General features: G+C 49.2%; 25 protein-coding genes. 21 read left to right on the top strand and 4 right to left on the bottom strand.

Features of this window, described 5'->3' with window-relative positions:
- Positions 1 to 141: 141 nt before the first annotated feature.
- From QQK89_RS07360 to cysK, 5 genes are all read left to right on the top strand, one after another.
- Entirely contained in the window at positions 142 to 2,517 is a 2,376-nt protein-coding gene (locus tag QQK89_RS07360) for an endonuclease MutS2 (RefSeq protein ID WP_284237866.1), read from the top strand.
- Positions 2,518 to 2,567: 50 nt separating this feature from the next.
- Positions 2,568 to 2,990, top strand: coding sequence for a DUF350 domain-containing protein (locus tag QQK89_RS07355; RefSeq protein WP_284237865.1), 423 nt, complete (start codon positions 2,568 to 2,570; stop codon positions 2,988 to 2,990).
- Positions 2,991 to 3,125: 135 nt separating this feature from the next.
- The gene (locus QQK89_RS07350) at positions 3,126 to 3,632 is read left to right on the top strand and encodes a hypothetical protein (RefSeq protein WP_284237864.1); all 507 of its coding nucleotides are present in this window, start codon (positions 3,126 to 3,128) and stop codon (positions 3,630 to 3,632) included.
- A 76-nt stretch (positions 3,633 to 3,708) separates the two neighbouring features.
- On the top strand, positions 3,709 to 5,004 hold the full coding sequence (locus QQK89_RS07345; protein ID WP_284237863.1) for an MFS transporter: 1,296 nt from the start codon (positions 3,709 to 3,711) through the stop codon (positions 5,002 to 5,004).
- A 201-nt stretch (positions 5,005 to 5,205) separates the two neighbouring features.
- Positions 5,206 to 6,123 (top strand): cysteine synthase A, encoded by a 918-nt coding sequence (gene cysK, locus QQK89_RS07340; protein ID WP_284237862.1) that lies wholly within the window; start codon positions 5,206 to 5,208, stop codon positions 6,121 to 6,123.
- Positions 6,124 to 6,143: 20 nt separating this feature from the next.
- Here cysK and QQK89_RS07335 read toward each other — a convergent pair whose 3' ends face one another.
- The gene (locus QQK89_RS07335; protein ID WP_284237861.1) at positions 6,144 to 7,208 is read right to left on the bottom strand and encodes a CotH kinase family protein; all 1,065 of its coding nucleotides are present in this window, start codon (positions 7,206 to 7,208) and stop codon (positions 6,144 to 6,146) included.
- Positions 7,209 to 7,523: 315 nt separating this feature from the next.
- Between QQK89_RS07335 and QQK89_RS07330 the strand changes: the two genes are divergently transcribed.
- From QQK89_RS07330 to QQK89_RS07265, 14 genes are all read left to right on the top strand, one after another.
- Positions 7,524 to 8,255, top strand: coding sequence for a hypothetical protein (locus QQK89_RS07330; protein WP_284237860.1), 732 nt, complete (start codon positions 7,524 to 7,526; stop codon positions 8,253 to 8,255).
- A gap of 78 nt (positions 8,256 to 8,333) precedes the next feature.
- Entirely contained in the window at positions 8,334 to 8,999 is a 666-nt protein-coding gene (locus QQK89_RS07325) for a DUF2642 domain-containing protein (protein ID WP_349816718.1), read from the top strand.
- A 109-nt stretch (positions 9,000 to 9,108) separates the two neighbouring features.
- Entirely contained in the window at positions 9,109 to 10,263 is a 1,155-nt protein-coding gene (locus tag QQK89_RS07320) for an endospore germination permease (protein ID WP_284237858.1), read from the top strand.
- Positions 10,232 to 11,737 (top strand): spore germination protein, encoded by a 1,506-nt coding sequence (locus QQK89_RS07315; protein ID WP_284237857.1) that lies wholly within the window; start codon positions 10,232 to 10,234, stop codon positions 11,735 to 11,737. The genes QQK89_RS07320 and QQK89_RS07315 overlap by 32 nt, the downstream gene beginning before the upstream one ends.
- Positions 11,734 to 12,906 carry a Ger(x)C family spore germination protein gene (locus QQK89_RS07310; RefSeq protein ID WP_284237856.1) on the top strand — a complete coding sequence of 391 codons (1,173 nt, stop codon included), beginning with the start codon at positions 11,734 to 11,736 and terminating at the stop codon, positions 12,904 to 12,906. Before QQK89_RS07315 ends, QQK89_RS07310 begins: the two co-directional genes overlap by 4 nt.
- A gap of 67 nt (positions 12,907 to 12,973) precedes the next feature.
- Positions 12,974 to 13,192 carry a hypothetical protein gene (locus QQK89_RS07305; RefSeq protein WP_284237855.1) on the top strand — a complete coding sequence of 73 codons (219 nt, stop codon included), beginning with the start codon at positions 12,974 to 12,976 and terminating at the stop codon, positions 13,190 to 13,192.
- Between the two features lie 26 nt (positions 13,193 to 13,218).
- Positions 13,219 to 13,605 carry a spore coat protein gene (locus QQK89_RS07300; RefSeq protein WP_284237854.1) on the top strand — a complete coding sequence of 129 codons (387 nt, stop codon included), beginning with the start codon at positions 13,219 to 13,221 and terminating at the stop codon, positions 13,603 to 13,605.
- Between the two features lie 94 nt (positions 13,606 to 13,699).
- Positions 13,700 to 14,191: an Lrp/AsnC family transcriptional regulator gene (locus QQK89_RS07295; protein WP_015843024.1), complete on the top strand. Its 492-nt coding sequence runs from the start codon at positions 13,700 to 13,702 to the stop codon at positions 14,189 to 14,191.
- A gap of 12 nt (positions 14,192 to 14,203) precedes the next feature.
- Entirely contained in the window at positions 14,204 to 15,412 is a 1,209-nt protein-coding gene (locus QQK89_RS07290; RefSeq protein WP_284237852.1) for an aminotransferase class I/II-fold pyridoxal phosphate-dependent enzyme, read from the top strand.
- Between the two features lie 125 nt (positions 15,413 to 15,537).
- Positions 15,538 to 16,119 (top strand): cob(I)yrinic acid a,c-diamide adenosyltransferase, encoded by a 582-nt coding sequence (locus QQK89_RS07285; RefSeq protein ID WP_284237850.1) that lies wholly within the window; start codon positions 15,538 to 15,540, stop codon positions 16,117 to 16,119.
- Entirely contained in the window at positions 16,116 to 17,066 is a 951-nt protein-coding gene (locus QQK89_RS07280) for an RluA family pseudouridine synthase (RefSeq protein ID WP_284237848.1), read from the top strand. Before QQK89_RS07285 ends, QQK89_RS07280 begins: the two co-directional genes overlap by 4 nt.
- Before the next feature lie 50 nt (positions 17,067 to 17,116).
- Positions 17,117 to 17,479 carry an arsenate reductase family protein gene (locus tag QQK89_RS07275; RefSeq protein ID WP_284237847.1) on the top strand — a complete coding sequence of 121 codons (363 nt, stop codon included), beginning with the start codon at positions 17,117 to 17,119 and terminating at the stop codon, positions 17,477 to 17,479.
- A gap of 4 nt (positions 17,480 to 17,483) precedes the next feature.
- Positions 17,484 to 18,677, top strand: coding sequence for an aminotransferase class I/II-fold pyridoxal phosphate-dependent enzyme (locus QQK89_RS07270; protein WP_284237846.1), 1,194 nt, complete (start codon positions 17,484 to 17,486; stop codon positions 18,675 to 18,677).
- 730 nt (positions 18,678 to 19,407) lie between these two features.
- Positions 19,408 to 20,265 carry a 5'-3' exonuclease gene (locus tag QQK89_RS07265; protein ID WP_284237845.1) on the top strand — a complete coding sequence of 286 codons (858 nt, stop codon included), beginning with the start codon at positions 19,408 to 19,410 and terminating at the stop codon, positions 20,263 to 20,265.
- Positions 20,266 to 20,312: 47 nt separating this feature from the next.
- Here QQK89_RS07265 and QQK89_RS07260 read toward each other — a convergent pair whose 3' ends face one another.
- A complete protein-coding gene (locus QQK89_RS07260) occupies positions 20,313 to 20,576 on the bottom strand; it encodes a hypothetical protein (RefSeq protein ID WP_284237844.1) in 264 nt (87 codons plus the stop codon).
- A 58-nt stretch (positions 20,577 to 20,634) separates the two neighbouring features.
- Positions 20,635 to 20,931, bottom strand: coding sequence for a DUF3055 domain-containing protein (locus QQK89_RS07255; RefSeq protein WP_284237843.1), 297 nt, complete (start codon positions 20,929 to 20,931; stop codon positions 20,635 to 20,637).
- A 204-nt stretch (positions 20,932 to 21,135) separates the two neighbouring features.
- Here QQK89_RS07255 and QQK89_RS07250 point away from each other — a divergent pair, with 204 nt between their 5' ends.
- Positions 21,136 to 22,119, top strand: coding sequence for an HRDC domain-containing protein (locus QQK89_RS07250; protein WP_284237842.1), 984 nt, complete (start codon positions 21,136 to 21,138; stop codon positions 22,117 to 22,119).
- Positions 22,120 to 22,194: 75 nt separating this feature from the next.
- Here the strand turns inward: QQK89_RS07250 and QQK89_RS07245 are convergent, their stop codons facing one another.
- Complete coding sequence (locus QQK89_RS07245) at positions 22,195 to 23,184, bottom strand: hypothetical protein (protein ID WP_284237840.1); 990 nt, start codon at positions 23,182 to 23,184, stop codon at positions 22,195 to 22,197.
- Between the two features lie 168 nt (positions 23,185 to 23,352).
- Between QQK89_RS07245 and QQK89_RS07240 the strand changes: the two genes are divergently transcribed.
- Positions 23,353 to 23,814, top strand: coding sequence for a chemotaxis protein CheX (locus QQK89_RS07240; RefSeq protein WP_284237838.1), 462 nt, complete (start codon positions 23,353 to 23,355; stop codon positions 23,812 to 23,814).
- The last annotated feature ends 54 nt before the right edge of the window (positions 23,815 to 23,868 follow it).

Here is a 23,868-nt window from a genome sequence, read left to right as displayed (position 1 = left end):
TTAATTAGGTTAGCCTAAGTATGGTGCGAATTCATTTCTATTATGGCCATTAAATCGGGGAAACATGTATGAAACAAGAGGCGACACCCGTGCATCCTAAACCCTGATCAGCTATAATAAAAGGGCGAGAGGAGTGTTCACTTGGACAGCAAAATTTTATCCACTTTGGAATTTCATAAAATTACGAATAAATTAGTGCAGCGCGTCGCTACTTCGCTTGGCAAAAGCGTAGCGGATCAGCTTGCTCCTAACTCCGATTTGGAACAGGTCAAGCTTATGCTGCAAGCAACCGATGAGGCTTACAAGGCTGACCGGCTGAAGGGCAACGCCCCGTTTGGCGGCATTGTCGATATTAGCGCGTCGCTGCACCGCGCAAGAATTGGCGGCACATTGAATCCGGCGGAACTGATGGATATCGCGGCAACGGCAAGAGGCGCTCGCCGAGTGAAGAAGCATATCGACAACCTTCATGAGGATGATCCGATTCCGCTGTTGTTCCAATTGACCGAACAATTATCCGAGCACAAGCCTCTGGAGGACGCCATCTTTGACTGCATCGATGATCAGGCTGAGGTAATGGACAGCGCAAGCCCTGAGCTTGCTTCCATCCGCCGCGAGCTGCGCAGCGGCGAATCGAGAATCCGCGAGAAGCTGGAGCAGATGATCCGTTCGTCGTCGGTACAGAAGATGCTGCAGGATTCCATTATCACGCTTCGCAATGACCGTTATGTTATTCCGGTCAAGCAGGAATACCGTTCGCATTTTGGCGGGATAGTCCATGACCAGTCGGGTTCAGGCGCAACCTTGTTCATTGAGCCGGAAGCGATTGTGTCCATGAACAACAAGCTGCGGGAAACGAAAGCGGCAGAGCTTCGCGAGATTGAGAAAATTTTGCAAAAGCTGACGGCCCGCGCGGCGGAACACGTAGAGGATTTGCTTTACAATCAGGATCTGCTCGGCAAGCTTGATTTCGCTTATGCAAAGGCTAGATTTGCCCATGAAATGAAAGCTACGTTGCCGCGCATGAATGACAGGGGTTTCCTCAAAATCAAACGAGGCCGCCACCCGTTAATTGCACCGGACAAGGTTGTTCCGCTTGATATCGAGCTGGGCAATCAAGTCACTGCCATTATTGTTACCGGCCCGAATACGGGCGGCAAGACGGTATCCTTGAAGACCGTAGGTCTGCTTAGCCTGATGGCGATGTCGGGCTTGTTTGTTCCGGCAGAGGAAGGCAGCCAGCTATGCGTATTCGATTCGATCTACGCCGACATTGGCGATGAACAAAGCATTGAACAAAGCCTTAGTACGTTCTCCAGCCATATGACGAATATTATTCGGATTCTGAAGTCCATGACTTCAAAAAGCCTCGTGTTGCTGGATGAGCTTGGTGCCGGTACAGACCCGGCGGAAGGTTCCGCGCTTGCAATCGCTATTCTTGAACATATCCATAAGCTCGACAGCCGGATTATCGCAACTACGCATTACAGCGAATTGAAGGCTTACGCGTACAACCGGAAAGGCGTCATTAATGCCAGCATGGAATTTGATGTCGCTACGCTTAGTCCAACTTACCGTTTGCTCGTTGGCGTGCCTGGCCGAAGCAATGCGTTTGCCATTGCCGAGCGCCTTGGCTTAAGCCAGACGATTATCGATCACGCCCGCGGAGAAGTCAGCGAAGAGGATCAACGCGTGGAGAACATGATCGCTTCGCTCGAGGAAGACCGTCTCAGCGCCGAATCCGAGCGCAATACGGCTGAATCGTTGCGCCGCGAGATGGAAGCGGAGCGCAAACGCCATGAAGCGGAGTTGGCGCGGTTCGAGGAACAACGCGACAAGATGCTGCTGAAGGCGCAAGAGGAAGCTAACGAAGCCGTAGCCAAGGCCAGACGCGAAGCGGACCAGATCATTGCGGACCTGCGCAAGCTGGCGCTTGAAGAAGGGGCGTCCGTGAAGGAACATAAGCTGATCGAAGCGAAACGCAGACTGGAAGAAGCGGCGCCGGAACTAGCTACGAAGAAGAAACGTCCTGCCGGCGGCGGTAACGCGAAGAAACCCGCGAAGATTGGTGCAGGCGATGAAGTTATGGTATACAGCCTCAATCAGAAAGGCATTGTGGTTGAGATTGGCGCATCCGACGCAACGGTTCAGCTTGGCATTATGAAAATGAAAGTTGCCATAGACGATCTGGAATTGCTTAAACCGGTCGCACAGCTCAATAAACAGCAGCAGCCGAAGCAAACCGCAAGCTTGAAACGTTCCAAGGAAGATAGTCTCCGGATGGAATTGGATCTTCGCGGAGCGAATCTGGAAGAAGCCATTATTGAAGTGGACCGTTTCTTGGACGAATCGTATTTAGGCGGTCTTGGCCAGGTGTATATTATCCATGGGATGGGGACCGGCGTCCTTCGCGCGGGCATCCAGCAATATTTGCGCAAACATAGTCTTGTGAAGGCATATCGTCTTGGAAAATACGGCGAGGGCGGCGCAGGCGTAACGGTAGCGGAGCTGAAATAGCTTCGCCGCTAAGCTTGCGGTAAGGAATAAGGCCCATAGGAGTGATAATAATGGGTAATGAAGTCGATCGTTTGCTGAGCAATTCGTATGCGGCATCTCTTGTTTATGTATCGCTTGTAGTGATGTCGCTAATCGTCTTTTTGTCCGTATTTGAGCTTGTAACCCGTTATAATTGCTGGAAAGAGATTAAAAACGGCAATTTGGCGGTAGCTATGGCGACAAGCGGCAAAATATTCGGCATATGCAATATTTTCAGGTTTTCGATCGAAGCGAAAGATTCCATCTATGAAAGTCTGATCTGGGGCATATTCGGTTTTATTGTTTTGCTTGCCGCCTATTTCTTATTTGAGTTTCTTACCCCGGTATTTAAGATCGATGATGAAATTGCCAAGGATAATCGGGCAGTAGGCTTTATCGCCATGGTTATTTCGATTTCCTTGTCCTATGTGATTGGGGCAACGGTTATTTTGTAAGACATGTTCAGAAGGGCAGGGCAATCATGAAGTATTTATGGGGGATTTTGCTCGCAATCGCAATTATCTTTTTTGGACTAGGCGTTATATATATTATGAACAATTAACAATGAAGCTTGTGGAGGTTTTTTGAAAATGGAAGAGCAAACAATTTGTCCATGGTGTGATTCTGAAATCGTATGGGATGAGGAGATTGGACCGGAGAAACATTGCCCGCATTGCGATAACGAGCTGAGCGGTTACCGTACGATGCAGATCGGGATTGACCGTGATGAAGACGATCAAGATGACAGCTGGGATGAGAAGGAAGAACAAGCGCAGGACGACTCTTATAATGACGAGTCCAATGAAGGCTTCCGCCAGATGAATGTTTCTTGGCTTGCGGCGGAAGAAACCATCCGCCAAATGACGGATAGCCAGGATGAAGCGCCGGAATGTCCAACATGCCGCGAATATATGCTGGAAGCGGGCAGACAAAGCGTTGCGCTTACGCCAACCATTCATGCAGCTACCGGCAAACCGGTTATTCAATCGCCATTCGAGACGGTAACCTACATTTGCCCGTCCTGCTTCCAAACCTCGTCGGTACTTAGCCCGGAAGCACGCAATCAGATGCTTGCTTTACTAACGCCAAAAGAGTAATTATTGGCAGGTAAGCATGTACCCTGCCCGCTTCGGTAAACCTAACAGAGAATCACCATTGTTAGGAGGAATCGGATTGAAGCAGAGTCATCATGGCGTAAAAACCAGGGGAGGCATGGCTGCCAGACCGGGATCGCTGGGCCGCAGCGTCACAGGTTCGCGCCAAGGCGGAGCGCTGGGGGCGCAGGCTATTTTACTGCTGACCGTGCAAGGTCTGTTTGGTGTAGCAAGCGCGCTATCCGGTACGTTCATCCCGGTCTATCTCTGGAAGGCAAGCCAGTCCTTTATGCTGATCGGCTGGTTCACGCTTGGTCAATACCTAACGAGCGGAATCACTTTTTGGCTGGCTGGCAAATGGGTGAAGGAACATCATAAAATGTACAGCCTCCGTCTTGGCATCGTGCTGTCGGGGGCGTTTTATTTTACCGTATTAATGCTAGGGCAACAGGCCAAAGTCTATTACGTTCCGCTTGGCATGTTAAGCGGCATGGCGCTTGGCTTTTACTGGATGGCTTACAACGTTGTTTATTTCGAAATTACCGAGCCCGATAACCGCGATCGGTTTAACGGTATTGCGGGCATCCTTGGCGCTTTGTCGGGAATTATCGCGCCGTGGGTGTCGGGGTTCCTCATTACATCGCTGCAAGGTGAACGCGGGTACAGACTGATCTTTACGATATCTCTTGTCATATTTGGACTAGCCGTCGTCGGCAGCTTCTGGTTGGCTAATCGGGGAGTACAAGGCGAGAAGTACCAATGGTTCCTTGGGGCCAGGCAACTGAGGGAGAAGGGTAATCCTTGGCGGCGGATGTTTCCGGCCATTGTAACGCAAGGGGTCCGCGAAGGCGTATTTATGTTCCTGATCGGGCTCGTTATTTATATCGCGACCAAAAACGAAGGCAAACTGGGCAACTTCTCGTTGATTACTTCCCTTGTTGCTTTAATCAGCTTCTGGTTTGTAGGCAAACGTCTTAAACCGGCCAACCGGAGAATAGCGATGCTTGCGGGCACGATTATGATTGGACTGATCGTACTTCCGCTCTTCTATAAAGTCGATTACAATACCTTGCTTATCTTTGGCATCGGAACCTCCTTGTTCATGCCGCTGTACATTATTCCGATGACATCCCGAGTGTTTGACCTGATCGGCCATTCCGAGGAGAGCGCGAGCAACCGCGAAGAATTAATCGTTCTCCGTGAAGCGGGTCTCATTATTGGCCGTGTCATCGGCCTTGCCGCTTATCTGATCGTCTTATCCCAGACGCAGAGTACGTCGGCAATCGTTACTCTCATGTTTTGTGTTGGTATCGTTCCGATCGCCGGTTGGTTTTTTATCCGGCCGTTCCTCTCGGCCAACAATAAATTTCGTTAAGTGTTTTTTTCAGTCGTCCGAGAGCGCGGAGCGGGTCTATCTTGATGGAGAAACGTAGTGTTCGCCTTTGTCCCCGAGTTTCATCCGCTTAGCGGAATCAAATCAAAGAAATTCGGGGACAACAGCGATCGGAATCAAGATAGACTCGTGTAGCTCGGGGCTCAGGGGATCGACTGGAAACTATCACGAAAAGGAGAATTTATGCCACAAATTGTATCCTCCATTACAGAACTTATAGGCGATACGCCCGTGATTAAGCTTAATCGGCTCGTCCAAGAAAACAGTGCAGACGTATTAGTGAAGCTCGAGAAGTTCAACCCAAGCGGCAGCGTGAAAGACCGTGCCGCATCCGCTCTTATCCATGCCGCCGAGCAAGGCGGCCTGATCGCACCGGGCTGCACGATCATCGAACCTACAAGCGGCAACACCGGAATTGGTCTAGCGATGAATGCCGCTGCCAAGGGGTATAAGCTTATTCTGATTATGCCCGACAATATGTCGGCGGAACGGATCAAGCTGCTGCAGGCATACGGGGCGGAAGTGGTTCTTACGCCCGCTGCCGAAAGAATGCCCGGTGCCATCAGCAAAGCATTGGAGCTCCAGGCACAAATTCCGGGAAGTTTTATCCCGAATCAATTTGAGAATCATGCCAATCCGGATATCCACCGCACGACAACGGCTTTGGAAATTTTGCGGCAGACCGAAGGCAAGCTTGATGCCTTTGTAGCGACGGCAGGGACGGGAGGCACCATTACCGGAACCGGCGAAACGCTTAAAGCGTCATTACCTCATATACATATTGCAGTTGTTGAACCTGCCGGGTCGCCGGTCCTGTCGGGAGGACAGCCCGGACCGCACAAGCTGGTCGGCACAAGCCCCGGGTTTGTTCCTGCCATTCTGAATACGGCGGTTTACGATGAGATCATTCAGGTTGCCGATGAAGATGCCTTAAATACGATGAGGGATCTTGCACGGCTGGAAGGTTTGCTGCTGGGACCTTCATCCGGCGCTTCAGTATGGGCGGCGATGCAAGTTGCGAAGAAACTCGGACCGGGCAAACGCGTGCTCTGCATTGCTCCCGATACCGGCGAGAGGTACTTGAGCATGAATATATTTTAGAATGAGAAAGCCCTAAAAGCTTATTTCCAAGCTTTTAGGGCTTCTTTTATTAGACCGCGGCGTTCGCGAATATAGTCAAGGATGAAAGACGGCTCATCGAGGAACGTATCATAACTGCTTTTGCGGGTGAAATCGTCGCGGATCGCCGGCGTAATCTCTTTGTAAAGTTGGCTAATTATAGGATCGATCCGTTCGACGGTAAAGGCAGTCTTTAATAAGTTTTGCATAATGCGGCGATATCGCAAGCGGCAAGAAGAATAAGTGAACAGCTTGCTGGTTAGTTTATTGTAGCCTTCCAGCCGGACCAAGTCACTGCCGCAAGGCTTGCCGTAGCAGTTCCTTCCCCAGGTTCCTTCGTAATCCCAAGGAATAATTCTGTATTTGCTCGTTTTTTTGTGCTCGTACAGAGCATAGTTCTGATCAAATCCGTCATAATTCCCGGTCAGAACCGCACCTGCAAGCCATAATAAATACTGGTTAATATCCAGTCGTTTAGCTGCGTAGACGTTTAGCTGCTTGGCACGGAGCGTATTGATGTTGCGGATGAACCGGACGAGACGGTATTTGGTATTCGTTTGTCCCGTAACCAACTCGTAACCGTCGAACAAGGAGTTTTTCTTTATACTGGTGCTCTGATCAACCAAGCTAAAGTCCGCGTTGTCATTGACGGCATAGATCAGGGAATTATAGCCTATTCCTCTCTTTTTGAAGAAACGTTTATCTACGGCTTCAATCTCAAGATACACTCCTTGCGGATAGCCATTGATCTCAACGGAGATATGTTGAGTATCCGGAGACGGTACCCCAATCCCGTTAAAAAACTGAAAAGACAAAGCGTTGCGGATCATGGACGGATCATCAAACTCGGCGTTCCAGTGCAGCGTTTTGCCCCCGTCAAGACGGATTTCAAACGATTTCTTATTGTAATTGCGCGTATGGCCGCCCCGAATGCCGCAAGTCCCCGAATAATCTTTGCCATCAATGGCAATCGTGATGGGCTTAAACGATTTGCTCCAAGGATTGTTTTTCAGATCCCTCAGATCATCCTCGTCAATGTCAATTTTTCGAGTTGGCAGTTGTGCCACGGGCCTCACCCCTTAGACTCAAGTCGAAGCCTACCGCGACCGATAGGCTTCTGTGCTTATTTACCCTATTCGGCAATGGGGGCGGATGACACCATTTAGTCATCATTTTGATCATTTCTTATCTATTGTCCAGATAAATAGTTACTAATCTAGTACCTCTCATATACGGGTTACATATAGATATATTACAAACCGTCACCAATGGTAGATGACTAGTAAGTGAATCACCAAGTAGATCAGCCTATTAGCGGTAGAATGTCAATTGGATGGCACGGTTGTAAATCTATTAAGAGAATCATCGGAGGGATTTATTACATGTACGGATGCAATTGGCAACAAGGGAACAACAGCCACAAGAGCCACAACTGCCACAAAACCAACGGAAGCAACGGACACAACGGTAACAACGGTAACAACGGTAACACAGGATCCGGCAACACTGAGCTTAAAAATCTGGTAGGTGAACTTGTTAGAATCAACCGTGGCGGTCCGGAATCTTTGGAAGGCAGATTGCTTGCAGTAAAAAGCGATTATCTAGTACTTTCTACAAAAGATGGCGTTGTTTATGTTGATCTGAGTCATGTTAAAAGCGTGACTGGACTATCTACTTGCAAGAGCGGCGGTCATGGCGCTGATTTCATCAACGCAGACAACTTCAAAGGCGTTGTAAAAGCTCTGAAACAAGAATTCGTGCAAATCAACTGGGGCGGTCCGGAGAAAGTTGAAGGCTTCCTCGCAGACGTACAAGGAAACACGGCGCTTGTCGTTGTAGGACGTGAAATTGTTTATATTCTGATCGACCACATCAAAACCATTAAAAAACTTGGCGGCAAATCTTGCGGCAACAAAACTGGCGGCACAAACCAATCCGGCGGCAACAAAAACAACAACAAATCCGGTAATCAAGGCGGCCAATCGGGCGGTAACAAGAACAACAAATCAGGCAACAAATCAGGCAACAAATCCGGTGCTCAAGCTCAACAAACAACAACAACAGGCAATAAATCCAAAAAATCAGGTGGCAGCAACCGCTCGAAAAAAGGCTAATCGATAGATGCCGGGCATGAATCTTTCTTGCCCGGCATCCTTACTAAGATGGAGCTTTTTGAAAAGGAGGTCGAGCAGTTGAAGAACCAACATCCACTCCTGGATTCGCAGGTTGAACTCGTTATCTCGGGCAGGGCGGGCATTAGAGGCAAGCTTATTGATTTTGGCCAGGATATTCTCGTGTTGTATAACGGCATCCAATTTTTCTATGTCCCTTTAATCCATTTGCAGCAACTGAGAATCGTGCAAGATGAAGAACAAACCTATAGCGGTACGCCGGAGTTGCCTTTTGAACCGTATAATGACTCTATTTCTTTCCGTAAAATTCTATTAAACGCAAAAGGCATGTTCTCGGAAATCTATATTACGGGCAATCAGTCCATACATGGTTATGTGACAGCGGTAATGAATGATTTCTTTGTTTTCTACTCGCCAATTTACCATTCCGTTATGATTTCGATGAGGCATTTGAAATATCTCGTTCCCTACAATGCCAATGTCACGCCTTATTCGCTTTCTTCGGAGCAATTCCCGTTAAAGCCAACGCCGTTAACCCTTGCCCGAACCTTTGATCAGCAGTTGCGCAAGCATATCGGACAATTCGTCGTGCTTGATTTAGGGGAGAATCCAAGAAAAACAGGAGTACTCAAAAATGTCGATCTTAACTTGCTGGAGCTAGCAGATGCAAGCGGATCATCGGTATTTATCCATTACGATCATGTCAAAACGATTCATTTGCCTTAAAAAACAAACAGCCCTTTTGATTGCCTCAGCCAGTCAAAGGGCTATTTGCATGCGGGGAAATATGCATCACTTTCCTTGCTTAGGGGAATGCTGGAAGCGAAGGTGGTGAATGTCCGTGCAGCTTCCTGCCAAGCCTATCGGTTTATGGCCAATCGTGATGATGACTTTGCTTACTGTAGGGCTTGTGAATCATGTCATAGTTGTACCGCTGCTGCTAGCCGAAGCCAAGAGAGATGCTTGGTTATGCGTGCCGGTTGCTCTTATTATTGCGCTTCCAGTTGCTGCGTTCCCGTTGCAGCGGGTCATGCACAAGATGAATAGAGTCCGCTTTGACCAGTGGTTGAGACAACAGAAGGTTCCAACATTTTTCGTATGGCTGCTTCTCGCAATTGTTAATTTGTCTCTTCTGTTTGTTGCTTTTGGGGCCTTAGTGGACGTTGTTGCCTGGACATCAACCACGTATTTGCCGCGGACCCCTCAGTTTATGGTCTTATTGGTCTTTTGCGTGATTTGCATGTTTGCCGCGATGAATGGGCTGCGTACAATTACCTATGTATCCTGTATTTTGCTTCCTCTTGTCGTTGTATTAGGCGATTTCGTTATGTCGGCTAATATGCCGGTCAAAGACTACCACTATTTGCTTCCCTTGTTAGAAGGGGGAATGTATCCGGTATTCAAGGGGGCTGTTTATTCGCTCAGCGCATTTATGGAGCTATCCTTCCTGCTGTTAGTCCAGCATGAGATGAAAAAGAGCTTCAAGAAATGGCATTTAATCCTGCTGACTCTTATGCTTATGCTCTTGACCATGGGACCAACGATCGGAGCGATCACTTTGTTCGGGCCAGAGGAGGCAAGTTACATGCGTTACCCGGCGTATTCGCAATGGCGTTTGGTTAGAATCGGTAAATATTTCGAACACGTTGATTTCTTTGCTGTGTTTCAATGGTTATCGGGTGCTCTTGTACGAATCTCTCTGCCGCTTTATCTCCTATCCATTTATGGTCCGTTCCAAAAGATCCGGCGGAAATGGATCGGTATGATGATCACGGTTGTCATTTTGGCATCTATAAGCTTGTTGGTCCTTATGCACATGAATTGGTACATGATCTTAATGCATGCTTATTTTATGTCGGCTTGGATCTTGTTTGGAGTAGTTCTGTTGATTGTATGGTTACTTTCATTCCGCAAGTCTACGAACGCAGACAAGCCGAATGCAGAAGGAGGTTATCGTAATGAGTCAAAGAACGGAAACCGAGGAGCGTAATCGGCATCGGGACCGTCTGGATAGGATTTACGATGAACTGGACGGTTCCGGCGATGTCATTATCCAAACGATTAATGTTGGCAAAGAAGAGCCCAAACGCGCTTTTCGCATTCTCATGTGCAGCGGCATGGTCGATATGCAGACGGTGTTTATTGCTTTATTGCCCCAGATGGACAAGCTGGCCGAGGATTTAAATAAAGATGCCGGCGGTCTTGAACAGGCAGACCATAAACAGGAATCCGTCATCATGGAAAAAGGCGACCGGTACAAGAAAGGTTGCTCGTTTGGCGCGCGTCTATCTCTCGATAACGAGCGAGAAGTTGCCTACTTGTTCTCGAGTCTTTATTCGGGCAGCGTCATAACGGTTGACGAAGCTACGAGATCGGTTTATATCTTCGATATCGCGAGCATTCCTGGGCGCCAGCCGGAAGAATCTACAATGGAGCTTTCGATTAAGGGGCCTCGGGACGGGTTTGTAGAAGGCTTATCCACCAATATCGCACTTATTCGCAGACGTCTTCGGACACCGGATTTGCAGGTGGAGTATTTGAAAATAGGTTCCGAATCACAAACGGAAATCTCCATGATGTTCATGCGGGGTAAAGCGGATCGCGCATTGGTCAACGAGACGAGAAAAAGGCTTCATGCTATTCACATCGAAGCGCTGTACAGTTCATCGGAGTTGGAAGAATTGGTGTCGGACAGACCAAACAGCTTGTTTCCGCTTGTTGATTACATCGGTCGCCCCGACTATGTGGTTCAAGCTTTGATGAAAGGCAGAGTATGTTTAGTCGTTGATGGCAATCCGTCTGTCATCATTCTTCCTGGCAATTTTACTCTGCTCGTCAAATCGCCGGAGGATGCCCATCTTCCTTTTTATTTTGTAACGCTTGAGCGGCTGCTCCGCTTTGCGGGTTTTGTTCTGGCCATTTGTCTGCCCGGTTTTTGGGTTGCGTTATCGGCTTACAATACCGATCAAATTCCGTTTACGCTGCTTGCTACGGTCACAAATTCCAGGGTTGGACTACCTATATCGGCAACGATGGAAATGTTCCTTATGATGATGATGTTTGAATTGTTTCGGGAAGCGGGCGTCAGGCTCCCAAGACCAGTTGGCCAGACGGTGTCTGTCGTAGGGGGGCTTATTATTGGCGATGCGGCCATCCGGGCGGGGATCACCTCTCCAACCATGCTTGTAGCAGCGGCGATCACGGCCGTAGCGACGTTTACGCTCGTCAACCAGACCTTGAGCGGGACCGTGAGCATATTAAGGTTTTTCGTATTAATCCTATCTTCGATCTTCGGAATATTCGGTTTTTTTGCAGGCGTGTTTATCATTCTGATCTATATGTGTTCGCTGGAGACGTTTAACCAGCATTATATGCAGCCGCTTGCTCCGATCAAATGGAGAGAACTCGTAACAGCCTTTATTCAAAAACCATGGAAATCCAGAGCGAAAGGGGAGAAACCATGACCTCGCATAGACGGTTTCAAACCTATGTCAAAACAATCAAAGCAAGTCTGGCTGTCTGTGCCATGCTAATGACCGGAGGCTGTTGGGATGAAGTCAATCTGCAGGATGTCAGTTATATTTCAGCCGTTGGAATCGATTATGTCGACGATAAATTTGTGGTGTACGCCCAGATGATTTCGTTTGGCGTGTTAGCCAAACAAGATGCGGCGCCTCCGCCGGGGAGTCCGATATGGGTAGGAAAACATGAAGGGGACACTAATCTTGCCGCCATATTTAACCTGATGGATTCCTCCCAATACAAGCTTTCACTCGATCATTTGAAATCCGTCGTTATTCATGAGCGCGCTTTTGGTCAAATTGAACAAATTATCGACAGCGTCAACCGTCTGAGCTCGACCCGGTTTAATTCACTGGTGTTTGGTACCAAGACGGATATCAATAGCCTGTTTACGATGGATATGTTATTCAACAAAACGCCGTTAACAACCCCGCTCTATGCCCCTCATATCGAGAATGACCAGAACAGTTATGTGGAGCCAATGACGCTGCAAACACTGGTGCGAGGGGCATATGAACCTGCTTTGACGGTAGCTCTTCCATCGCTCTCCATGGTGTCTAATGATTGGGAGAATAATAAAAAGAAACTAAATTTCTTAACGATAGGCGGCACATTCCTATTTAACGAAAAACAACCAATCGGGTATTTATCCAAAGAGAAATCCAAAGGTTTAACCTGGACCAATGCCGCCTTTAAGAGATCGCTTGTTCCTATTCGTATAGACGATAAAAAAGGATCGGTTGTCGTAGACTCTTCCAACACCAAGATCAAAGTGAAGGGCGCAAACGGTCAACCCCAATTTGAACTGAAGGTTAATGTGACCGGACATTTACTGGAAGCCTCAACGGATTTTACGGACCAGGAGCTTATTTCGGAAGTGGAGCAGAATGTAAAGAAACAGTTGGAGGATACGTATCTGAGAGGAGTAGCTATGCATGCGGATCTGTATGGTCTGGGACATGAGATATACCGTTATCACAACAAATGGTGGAAGCGTCTTGAACGAGAGGGGTGGAAGCCTGGTTCGGAAGATGTGAGCATTGAGGTAAAATGCAAGCTGACCAAGGAATCGGAGATCCGCTCCAAATCGGAGCTTCATACGAGTACATAATTTATGGGATTTGCGCCCATAATACGTATGCTTCCATAAACATGGCATGAAGGAGAGTTATGACAAGATGCAAGCATTAACCGCGAAGGAACTCGAATATATTGCAGATTCGCTGTCCAATGAAGATCTGTTAATCAAACAAAATGCACTACTTGGATCCCTTGCGATGAATCCGCAGTTAAGACAAGCCGGCATGGCTGAATTGCAAACCCATCAGCAGCATTATCAAACATTGATGCAAGCCTTGCAGCAGCACCAGCATATGGCGCCTACGCAGCCACAATAAAGATTGGACATCAAGGAGGAATAACCATGTATCAACAACAGCATCATTTGCCGGATGAAGATTTGGCTTATACGGTATTGTCCGATCTGAAGCGCGTTGTTCGCGAATATGCGACGGCGGCTACGGAGTCTACCTGCCCGGAAGTACGCCAAATGTTCACTCAGCTCTTAAACAGCACGCTTAAGCTGCAAGGGAATCTGTTCCAAGTTATGCAGCAGAATAATATGTACAGCACGGCTTCCTCGGCTTTGCGCCAAGAAATCGACAAGCAAACGAAGGAATATCAGCAAACGCAGCAAAAAACTTCGCAGTATTTGCAGCAACGCATGGGCGGCATGCAGCCTTCGTTCCCGCAATACGGACAATACCAGCAACCTCAGCAGCACCAGCCGCATCAGCCTTTTTACATGTAAAGACCCTTCGGGGTCTTTCGTTTTTTTCTTTGCAGTAACCATTAATTCGTTGTAAAATATTTGTCATAACCGCAGTTTTGGAAGGAGTTTGACGATGAACGAACTACAGCTGAAAGTGCTGGAGCTGCTCAAGGAAGATGCGCGCAGAGACGCCGATCTGATCGCCGCCATGTTAAATGAGCCGGTTGAGAGCGTAAAGCAGGCAATCGCCTACATGGAAGAAGAACATATCATCGTTAAATATGCGACAGTCGTGAACTGGAGCAAGGTGGATGACGAGAAGGTTACCGCCCTGATCGAAGTTCAAATTACGCCTGAGCGCGGGCGCGGCTTTGAAGGCATCGCCGAGCGCATATACTTATATCCGGAAGTGAAGTCGGTTTATCTGATGTCCGGAGCTTATGACTTGCTTGTCGAGATTGAAGGCAAAAACTTGAAAGAGGTTGCCTCTTTTGTATCCAATAAATTGTCGCCGATTGACAAAGTATTGTCGACAAAAACAAACTTCATTTTGAAAAAATACAAACAGGACGGAATTATCTTCGAGGAGCATGAAGGTGACCATCGATTGATGATTTCGCCGTAAAGGGTGATGGCAATGATTAAAGACGAGGTAACATCCAATCACCGCCAATCGATGGCTGATTACTTATCGCCGCTTGCACGGAGCATTAAGCCGTCGGGCATCCGGCGTTTTTTTGATTTGGTTAGTACCCGCAAGGACGTTATTACGCTTGGCGTAGGCGAACCGGATTTCGTAACGCCTTGGCATGTCCGCGATGCGGCCGTGTACGCGCTGGAGAAAGGCAAAACGCAATATACTTCGAATGCGGGCATGCCCGAGCTGCGCGAAGCGATTGCGCAATATTTGAATGATTCGTTTGCCGTTCCTTATAATCCGGCGAATGAAGTTCTCGTTACGGTCGGGGGCAGCGAAGCGATTGATCTGGCGCTACGGGCGCTCATCAGCCCTGGCGACGAGATTCTTATTCCGGAACCGTGTTATATTTCTTATTCGCCAATTACGACGCTTAGCGGCGGGAAAGCCGTTGGCATTGAAACCTTTGCGAAAGATAATTTCAAGCTGAAGGCGGAATCGCTGCGTGCGGCGATTACTCCTAAATCCAAAGTTCTTATTTTATGTTATCCGAGCAATCCAACCGGCGGCATTATGACGTACGAAGACTGGCTGCCGATTGCAAAGGTTGTGGAAGAAAACGACCTGATCGTCATTTCCGACGAAATTTATGCCGAGCTTACTTATGGTTCGAAGCATGTAAGTTTTGCCGCGATGCCGGGCATGAAGGACCGGACACTTCTGGTGAGCGGCTTCTCCAAAGCTTTTGCGATGACAGGCTGGCGGATGGGGTATGCTTGCGGCCATCAGGATCTGATTGGCGCCATGCTGAAGATCCACCAATATACCGTGATGTGCGCACCGATTATGGCGCAATACGCTGCGCTTGAAGCGCTCACTCCGCATGGGCTGGAAGAAAAGGACCGTATGATGGAATCTTACAACCAGCGCAGACGGCTTGTCGTGAAGGGCTTCCGTCAGATTGGACTCGAATGCCATGAGCCTGAAGGAGCGTTTTACGCGTTCCCGTCGGTTACGTCAACTGGACTTACTTCCGAGCAATTCGCGCAACGGTTGCTGGAGGAAGGCAATGTTGCCGCGGTGCCGGGCGATGTATTTGGTCTTGGAGGCGAAGGGCATTTGCGCTGTTCGTACGCAACTTCGGTTGCTCAACTGACAGAAGCGCTTGACCGGATCGGGCAATTTGTTCATAAGCTGAAGCAGGGCTAATACGTGAATGTGTGACGAACAGGCAGGGCGCGCCCTGCCTGTTTTTTGTGCGCCTTGTTCAATCGGACAAGTTAATTTGTGGTATAGTGAAAGGAATTACCCTGCTGGGAAAGGGCGGATCAAGGATGAAAATATATACGCGTACGGGAGATAAAGGGCAAACTTCGCTAATTGGCGGCCGGGTACGGAAAGACGATATTCGCGTCGAAGCTTACGGAACCATTGACGAGCTTAATGCTTTTGTCGGGCAGGCGGCTGCGGAAGCCGCAAAACACGAACAGCTGGAAGAGATGGCGGATCAGCTTGTGGACATTATGCAGGAATTGTTTGACTGCGGCTCTGATCTGGCTTATGCAAGTCCGGGAGCCCATTTGAAAGTGACGGAGGAAGGCGCGGCAAGACTCGAGGCGCTGATTGACCGCTATACGGAAGAAGCGCCTGAGATTACGAGATTTATATTGCCGGGAGGCAGTCCGGTATCGGCGCTGCTGCATGTATGCCGAACGGTATGCCGCCGCGCGGAACGCCGAGTGGTGACGCTCGCTGCCGAGCATCCGGCAAATCCGGCGAATCCGGAGGTTCAGAAATATTTGAACCGGTTGTCGGACTTTTTCTTCGCTGCGGCAAGAGCGGCTAATGCGAAGCTTGGCGTACCGGATACGGAATATGTACGGAGCGCGGAAGTGTTCCGCAAGAAGTCCAAATGACGGCACCCGATATGGACGGTTATTACAAAGCGCTTTGCGTCGAGGTTGGCGCAGAGATGGCCGGGAAAGATGTCAGAACGGTGCTGGAGCGCAAGCTTGGCGTCTCGCGCTCGCTTCTGTCGCGGCTGAAGCTGACGGAGTATGGGATAACCATTAATGGCGTTAGAGCGTATACGACGGCCAAGGTAGCGGAGGGAGACCAGGTCGCCATTCGGATGGAGGAAGAAGTATCCGAAGATATTTTGCCGCAGGAGCTTCCTCTATCCATTGTGTTTGAAGATGATTATTTGCTGGTGGTGAATAAGCCGGCGGGAATCATCGTTCATCCGACCAAAGGACATTACACGAATACGCTCGCCAATGGCATTGTGCATCATTGGCAGATGCAGGGGGAGCGGGTCCGCTTCCGCCCCGTGCACCGGCTTGATGAAGATACGTCGGGGCTTGTCGTTATCGCAAAAAATCCATATATCCACCAGCAGTTATCGGAACAGCTGCAGGCCGGCACCATTATGAAAATGTATTGCGCGTACGTGTACGGAGTACCGTCTCCCGCAGACGGCACGGTAGATGCCCCGATTGACCGCGATCCCGTTGACCCACATGTACGGATTGTGACCCCTGAAGGTTATCCTTCGGTAACGCATTACAAGACGGCGGCTGCATTTGGACAAGGCCTGGCCTCCAAGGTGCGCCTTAAGCTGGAGACCGGCCGGACACATCAGATCCGCGTCCATATGAAGCATATCGGCTGTCCGCTAATTGGCGATGCGATGTATGGCCTGCTGGCAGGCAAGCACGAGGATTGGGAATCAGCCGCCGGACGCCAGGCTTTGCACGCCGAGACGCTTGGCTTGACGCATCCGATGACCAAGGAATGGATTGAATGGACAGCGGCATTGCCGCCTGAACTCGTCAAGCTGGAGCAAGTGTTGAACGAGGTTTAACACGAATACAAAGACGTCCGTTATACAACATACAGGAGGATTTTAACCAGATGAGTAAGTTAACGATATATCAATATCCGAAATGCGGTACATGCCGCCAAGCGGTGAAGTCCTTGCAGGCAAAAGGACATGAGCTGGAGCTCAAGCACATTGTGGAAGAGACGCCAACCCCTGCTGATCTGAAGGTGCTTCTTGCGAACAGCGGACTGGAGCTCAAAAAGTTTTTCAACACATCCGGAGAAGTGTATAAGGCGCTTGGCCTCAAGGACAAGCTTGCCGGGATGAATGAAGACGAGAAGCTGGAGTTGCTTGCTTCTAACGGCATGCTGATCAAACGGCCGATTGTAACCGACGGCAACAAAGTAACATTGGGCTACAAGGAAGAACAATACGAGCAAGAATGGAACGGGTGAGGTCATGAGCAAACCGTGGCGATCGGAACGTTTGTCGCAGCTCGGTTCGTCCATCTTCGCAGAGGTAGCGGAGTGGATGAAGGAAGCTGCGGATAGCGGCAGGGATATTATTAATCTGAGCATAGGAAGTCCGGATAAGCCGCCTACCGAAGCTGTAAGAAAAGCGCTTAGCGAAGCGGCGCTTCGTACAGATATGTATTCGTATCCGGGCACGCATGGCAGTCCGGCATTCCGGCAGCAGGCCGCGGCATGGATGGAGCACAGGTTCGGTGTAAAACTTGATCCCGCTCATGAATTAGTTTCCCTGATGGGCTCGCAGGACGGCTTGTCCCATCTGGCGATGTCGTTATGCAATCCTGGCGATGTAGTAATCGTACCTAATCCTGGTTACCCGATATATACCGCTGCGTTAGCATTAGCCGGCGTTGAGCCTTATTTGCTGCCATTGAAGGAAGAGAATCAATTCCTTCCGGATCTGGAATCGGTGCCGGAAGACGTGTGGCAGCGCGCAAAATTTATTTTGCTGAACTACCCGGGCAATCCGGTGTCAACGGTAGTCGATCTTGCTTTCTTTGAACGTCTCCTTGCCAAGGCACAACAATATGGCGTATTGGTCGTACATGACGCGGCTTATTCGGAAATGGCTTTCGACGGCCATGAACCGCCAAGTATATTGGCTGTACCGGGTGCTCTGGAAAGTGCGGTAGAATTCCATTCCTTATCCAAAAGCTTTAATATGGCGGGTTGCCGAATCGGCTTCCTCGCAGGCAATCGCGATGCTGTTGGAGCGCTTCGGGAGCTGAAGGAAAACATTGATTACGGCGTATTTCGCGTCGTACAGGAAGCGGGCGTAGCTGCATTGCAGGAAGCTATGTCTCCTTCTGCTCCGCCTAAAGCAGGCGTATTATATGAACAGCGGCGTGATAAATTTATCGACGCCTTGGCGGCAGAGGGCTGGGCCGTGGATAAGCCCAAAGCAACGATGTTCATCTGGGCAAAGCTGCCTAAACGCAGCGACGGCACAACATGGACCTCGCGCGAGTTCGCCCGCGGACTGCTGGATGCGACTGGAGTAGTTGTCATTCCGGGTGTGGCGTTTGGCAGCGAAGGCGAAGGATACGTGCGGATTGCGCTGGTCGAAGACGAAGCACGGTTGCTTGTGGCGGCTGGGCGTATTGGTGCGTTTATAAAAGGATAATCGTTGCGATGCGGCACTATGCAAGCCAATACTCTTCCGATCGCCATTGTCCCCAAATTTCTTGTTTGTAATCCGCTAGCGGATGAAATTTGGGGACAAAAGCGAACGCGGGGCTTCTCCAGAGTATTGGCTTGCTTCGCTTCGTCCAGCAATCTAAGGGGCCATACTCCATCACTCGACAACCTGTGTGATGGCAGCTCTCTATATGTCATCACTCGGAATACGAGTAATGGATCCTCACTAGTTACCATCACTCGGGAATTGAGTGATGGACTGTGGCCCACCGATATGTACATGGTTGGGTCTCGTCTTTATGCGGTGGCAAGTGAGCCGGGAGCGAAGGAACGGAGCAAGGCAATGTTCTTGAACAGCGGAGCGGGTGAGCGAAGTAAGGGGATATTCTTGAATAGCGGAGTGGGTGAGCGGAGTAAGGGAATGTTCTTGAAAAAGCGTAGCGCTCGCCTTTGTGTCCGGATTCGGACCTTAGTCCGATTGTTCAAAGAATCTGGACGCAACAGCGATTGAAAGAATATTCTCTTACGCAGTGAACACGGCGACGTCATTTTTAAGAATATTCCCTTACGCAGTGAACGCGGCGAAGCTAGGTTTAATGAACATTCCCTTGCCCAGTGAATGCGACCTAAGCGAACAATGCCAGCTTTTTGCATAACAACGAGCGCCCAAACTAATGTACAATAGTTTTATATTATGAGTAGAGGATGGCCTCCTAATGAATGAAAATAAAATTCTTATCGTAGACGGAATGGCTTTGTTGTTCCGTGCTTTTTTTGCCCAGCAATACAGCGTTAGACGAATGGCCGACGGTACGCCGACCAATGCCATTTATGGCTTTATGCAATATCTGTTTGACGCGGTTGAGCAATTCCAGCCGACACACGTCGCTTGCTGCTGGGATATGGGGAGCAAGACGTTTCGTACCGAAATGTATTCGAATTACAAGGCAAACCGTCCGGAAGCCCCGGAAGATTTAATCCCGCAATTCTCGCTCGTAAAAGATATCGTAGCCGCACTGGGCATTCCGAACATCGGGATTGAAGGTTACGAAGCGGACGATTGCATCGGGACCGTGTCGAAGCAACTAAGCGAGATGGCTCATGTGTACATTTTGACGGGCGACCAAGATATGCTGCAGCTTGTTGACGAGCGCATACACGTTGTCATCATGAAGAAAGGCCGCGGCAACTATGCGGTATATGATCTAGGATTCCTTAAGGAAGATAAAGGCATTCATCCATTCCAGGTGGTTGAGATGAAGGGCCTGACGGGCGATACGAGCGATAACTACCCTGGCGTCAAAGGCATTGGCGAGAAAACAGCGCTGAAGCTGCTTCAAGAATTCGAGTCGATCGACGGCATTTTGGGCAATCTGGACTCCTTGTCCAAAAGCGTAAAAGCGAAGATTGAAGCCGATCTCGACATGCTGCATTTGTCCCGGACGCTGGCGCGGATCAACATTGAAGTGCCGGTAGCCTGCAGCCTGGAGGAATGCATTTGGAGCATTCCGGCGGAAGCGGAAGTTGTATTTGAAAAATATCGTCTGTCCTCATTCCTTAAAATCATCGGATAATGAAAACCCCGGCCAATTCTGGCCGGGGTTTTGTTCATTTCATTCTATTATGGTTCATCCATGGCATCCGGGAACGAGCCGTAATCGTCGTCGCCCGGATAATCACGGCCCAGGTCTTCGTGCAGTGAGCGGTTCTCGTAGCCATACGGCTTGGAAGAACGTTGGTCATTGCGCCAAGGTCTGCTTTTGCCCGTTGGCCCGGAAATGATGGAGCCGTAGGAACCGTCCGGAAACTCTTCATGCGCAAGATCATTGCGCTGGGATTCAACCGTTGACAAATCCGTATGGTCATCGCTATTAAACCGATTCAACCGAGATCTCCTCCTGAAATGGCTTAAGTTTACGTTAGCCCTCTCAGTTTTCCCAGCATCAATCGGTAAAATTCACCGTTCCTACTACAAAATATAAAAACTGGGCAAGTTCGGCCGCTTCTTCTTCGCTGATCTTAAACGTATGTTCCAGATAACCCTCCTCTTCGAGGTCATCCGGACCGATAATAGCCGTGCGTCCTGCTTGCAAATCGGTAATCAGCTTCTTGCCATAAAATCTTGCCGTGGACATAACCGCAAGGTCAAACCGTTTCAGGCTTGGCGTAATAAACGTCACAAATCGAGTCGAAGTCTCTTCCGTTGTATCGGACATAAAATCATAATCTGGCAGCAGCATAAGTAAAGCCTCCACGTTTTCGTTTCCACACATTATACAATAAGAAAACGCTTGTAAGAAAGATTTGGTTATGATAGCATTGAATTAATCGAATAAACCGAACGTGAGGAAGCACCTCTCTTGCAAATTTTGCAGGAGGGGTGCTTTTTTTTGTTCCGGTCTTTTTCGAAGGGATTAAATACGCGATTAGAGGAGTGAGCAGGTATGCAAATCGTTTTTTTGAACACCTTTGAGAAGCCTTCGGACAATGGGGCGATCGTAAGCGCAAAGCTGTCGATCTGCGAGAGAGACGGAATTTGGGCCGTTCTATGGTCGGAAGGATCGCAAGAGGCGGTTAGCTGGTTTGAAGGCACTTCCTGGCAAGAGATGATGATTGGATTCCGCCATGGGATTGCTGTCAAAATGGGCGAAGGTTATACGCCGGTCGTGGATGGCATGCTGGAGGAGAAGCGGGGAGGAGCCGGCAGCTTCTTGTCCATGTTGCAATGTTACGGCGAACTTCACGCGAAGCAGGAACTCTTCGAAGCGCTTCGCGAATGGCGGCGCAAGAAAGCCGTGTCCGAGAAACGCTCCGCTTATCTCGTTGCTACGAACCGGATGCTCTGGATGATTAGCGCTTTTGTCCCTTTCACGAATGAAGAGCTGTTGCAAATCCCGGGCTGGGGCTCGCAAAAACATGCGTTATATGGTCAGGAGCTCCTCGAAATTACATTGCAATACAGCCGTGAGACCGAGTTTCCGCTCAAATGGGTTGCCGAGAAGCTGGAAGCTTCAGCCTATAGGCAATGGATGTACAAGCAAAAGGAAGCCAGATACAAAAACGATATGATTCGCCAGCAGCAGAAAAAACGGATTTTGAGTTTTGTATTTGAAGGCGGTTCAATGGAAGAGCTGCAATCCGAGCTCGAATTGCCCCGTAGGGAAATTATGGACCGTATCGAGCAGCTGGAAACGGAAGGTTACGATTTCGAGCCGCTGATCGCAAGGGAGCTCGCGGATATGCCGGACACGGAGCGGGAGTTGATCTGGGAGACGTTCCGTCAGGCCGGAGACCGTTATTTGAAACCCGTGCTTCAGCGCGTGTACGGGGAGGATAGCTTGAAGGAGAAGCAGATGGATGTACTGTATGAAAGATTGCGGCTCGTTAGGCTCCACTACCGCAAATCCGTCAAGCAGACGGCTGTGTAGCCGCATTTTGCAATTGAATAGGCTCTAGCAGAAATAGCGTTGCTGACCCGGCAACGCTATTTCTGCTGCCCTTCGTCAATTGGCAGACTCATGGGACAGTTCTTTAATGCCGCCTGGCCAAATCGGCTCCGCATATCGAATCATGGCGCCGGAATCGCAAGGCAAACCGGTCTCGTAAGAAAGATTGCCGATCCGCTCCGCCGCGATTTGCCGAAGCTCCCGTTGATTTGATCCGCTGCTTCTTAAATAATTCAGAACGGCGGGAATAACGAGCAAGGCATCCTCCATGGCAAGGTCCCATAACGTCCAGGCGCTTTCGCTCCGGATAACCGACTTGTCGGTGGGGTCTATCCATGGTTGCCGGTTTTCGTTCAGCACATCGTAAGGGACCGTCTTCCGAAAGACAAAAGGATCAATCTGGCCGAAGGTCAAGGATCGCTTGACAGCTACAGGGTCATGGAACAGCCGCTGGGCGCGGATCATGTCCCGGATTGCGGAATTCCAGTCTTCCGCGCGAACGGCAGGCGCAAGCTCGGGATAAAAGCTGCTTGTGATCGATTGAAAGGTTTGAACGATGGTGTCCGGAAGCCGGCCTCCGGTGTCGATATGCCGCCAGACAGGTGTCTTCCATGTCTCTACGGCCCATAGCTTCCTTGCGATTAACGTGTCCATCATCACTTCATAACGCTGATGATCCCATTTGCGGAAGCCGGATTTGCTGAACACAAGCGGATGCATATGCCGGTCCAGCACGTGATGCAGCACAAAACTAAGCGAATAAATGACGGAGGAATCAGGCTGGCCAGCATCTGTCGAACGTCCGAGAACGGAGTCGAGCATTTGCATAAGGACGGGGCCGCAATGTTTGTTATGGAATTCCGTACCAAGCTGGGTCATTGGCGAATGGCCCTGCCAGGGCAAGAAACGGTGGTAAAATAAAAAATCCGGACCTTGGCAGCCCATATTAAATAACCGCTTAAGGGGCCCCGAATCAATAAGGCTGGACTCTTGCAGCCGATCAAGTACTTTTTGGCCAAAAATAAGATGGGTCCACACGTTTGGCATGGAAATTCACCTCCAATAACTGTCAAATTTAGCGTGATAAAGTGACTATTTACATAGGTCTTAAGTTTCAATAATGAGAATACTAGTATACTTGTCCTACATATTTCAGTATAATGGAAATCAGAATAGACTACGTGCGAATTTTGTCGAAAAGGAGCGTTCCCGCTAATGAAGGCAGAATACATTAATCCATTTCTTGAAGCCGCGACGATCGTCATTGAACAGGTGGTCCAAATTCGGCCTTCCACTGGAAAGCTGGGCCTTAAGAATATCGAGATGGTAGAAAATCATATTTGGATTCAGATTGGGATTAATGGACAAATGAACGGTGATATTGTGTTCGGGCTGAGCGAGCAGGTGGCTCTGAAGATGGTCTCAGCCATGATGGGCGGATTTATCATCTCCGAATTGGATGAAATCGGCCGCAGCGCAATATCGGAGCTAGGGAATATGATTAGCGGCAATGCAAGCACGATGTTGTACAATCAGGGGGTTAGCGTTGACATTACGCCTCCGCGAATTATCCAGTCGGCAAGCGCCGAAAGCTTGTCTTCGGGACAGGCACTAACGGTACCTCTCATTATGGACGGCATAGGTCAATTTGATATTCAAGTTCTAGTCGCATCGTAACATAGAAGCAGGCTCCTTCGGGAGCTTTTTTTAATTCATAGCATTTATAGGTTC

Origin of the sequence: Paenibacillus glycanilyticus (assembly GCF_030161375.1) — a bacterium.
Classification (GTDB): domain Bacteria; phylum Bacillota; class Bacilli; order Paenibacillales; family Paenibacillaceae; genus Pristimantibacillus; species Pristimantibacillus glycanilyticus_B.
The sequence above is the reverse complement of the archived record's forward strand: the minus strand, read 5'-3'. Positions and strand labels throughout refer to the sequence as shown.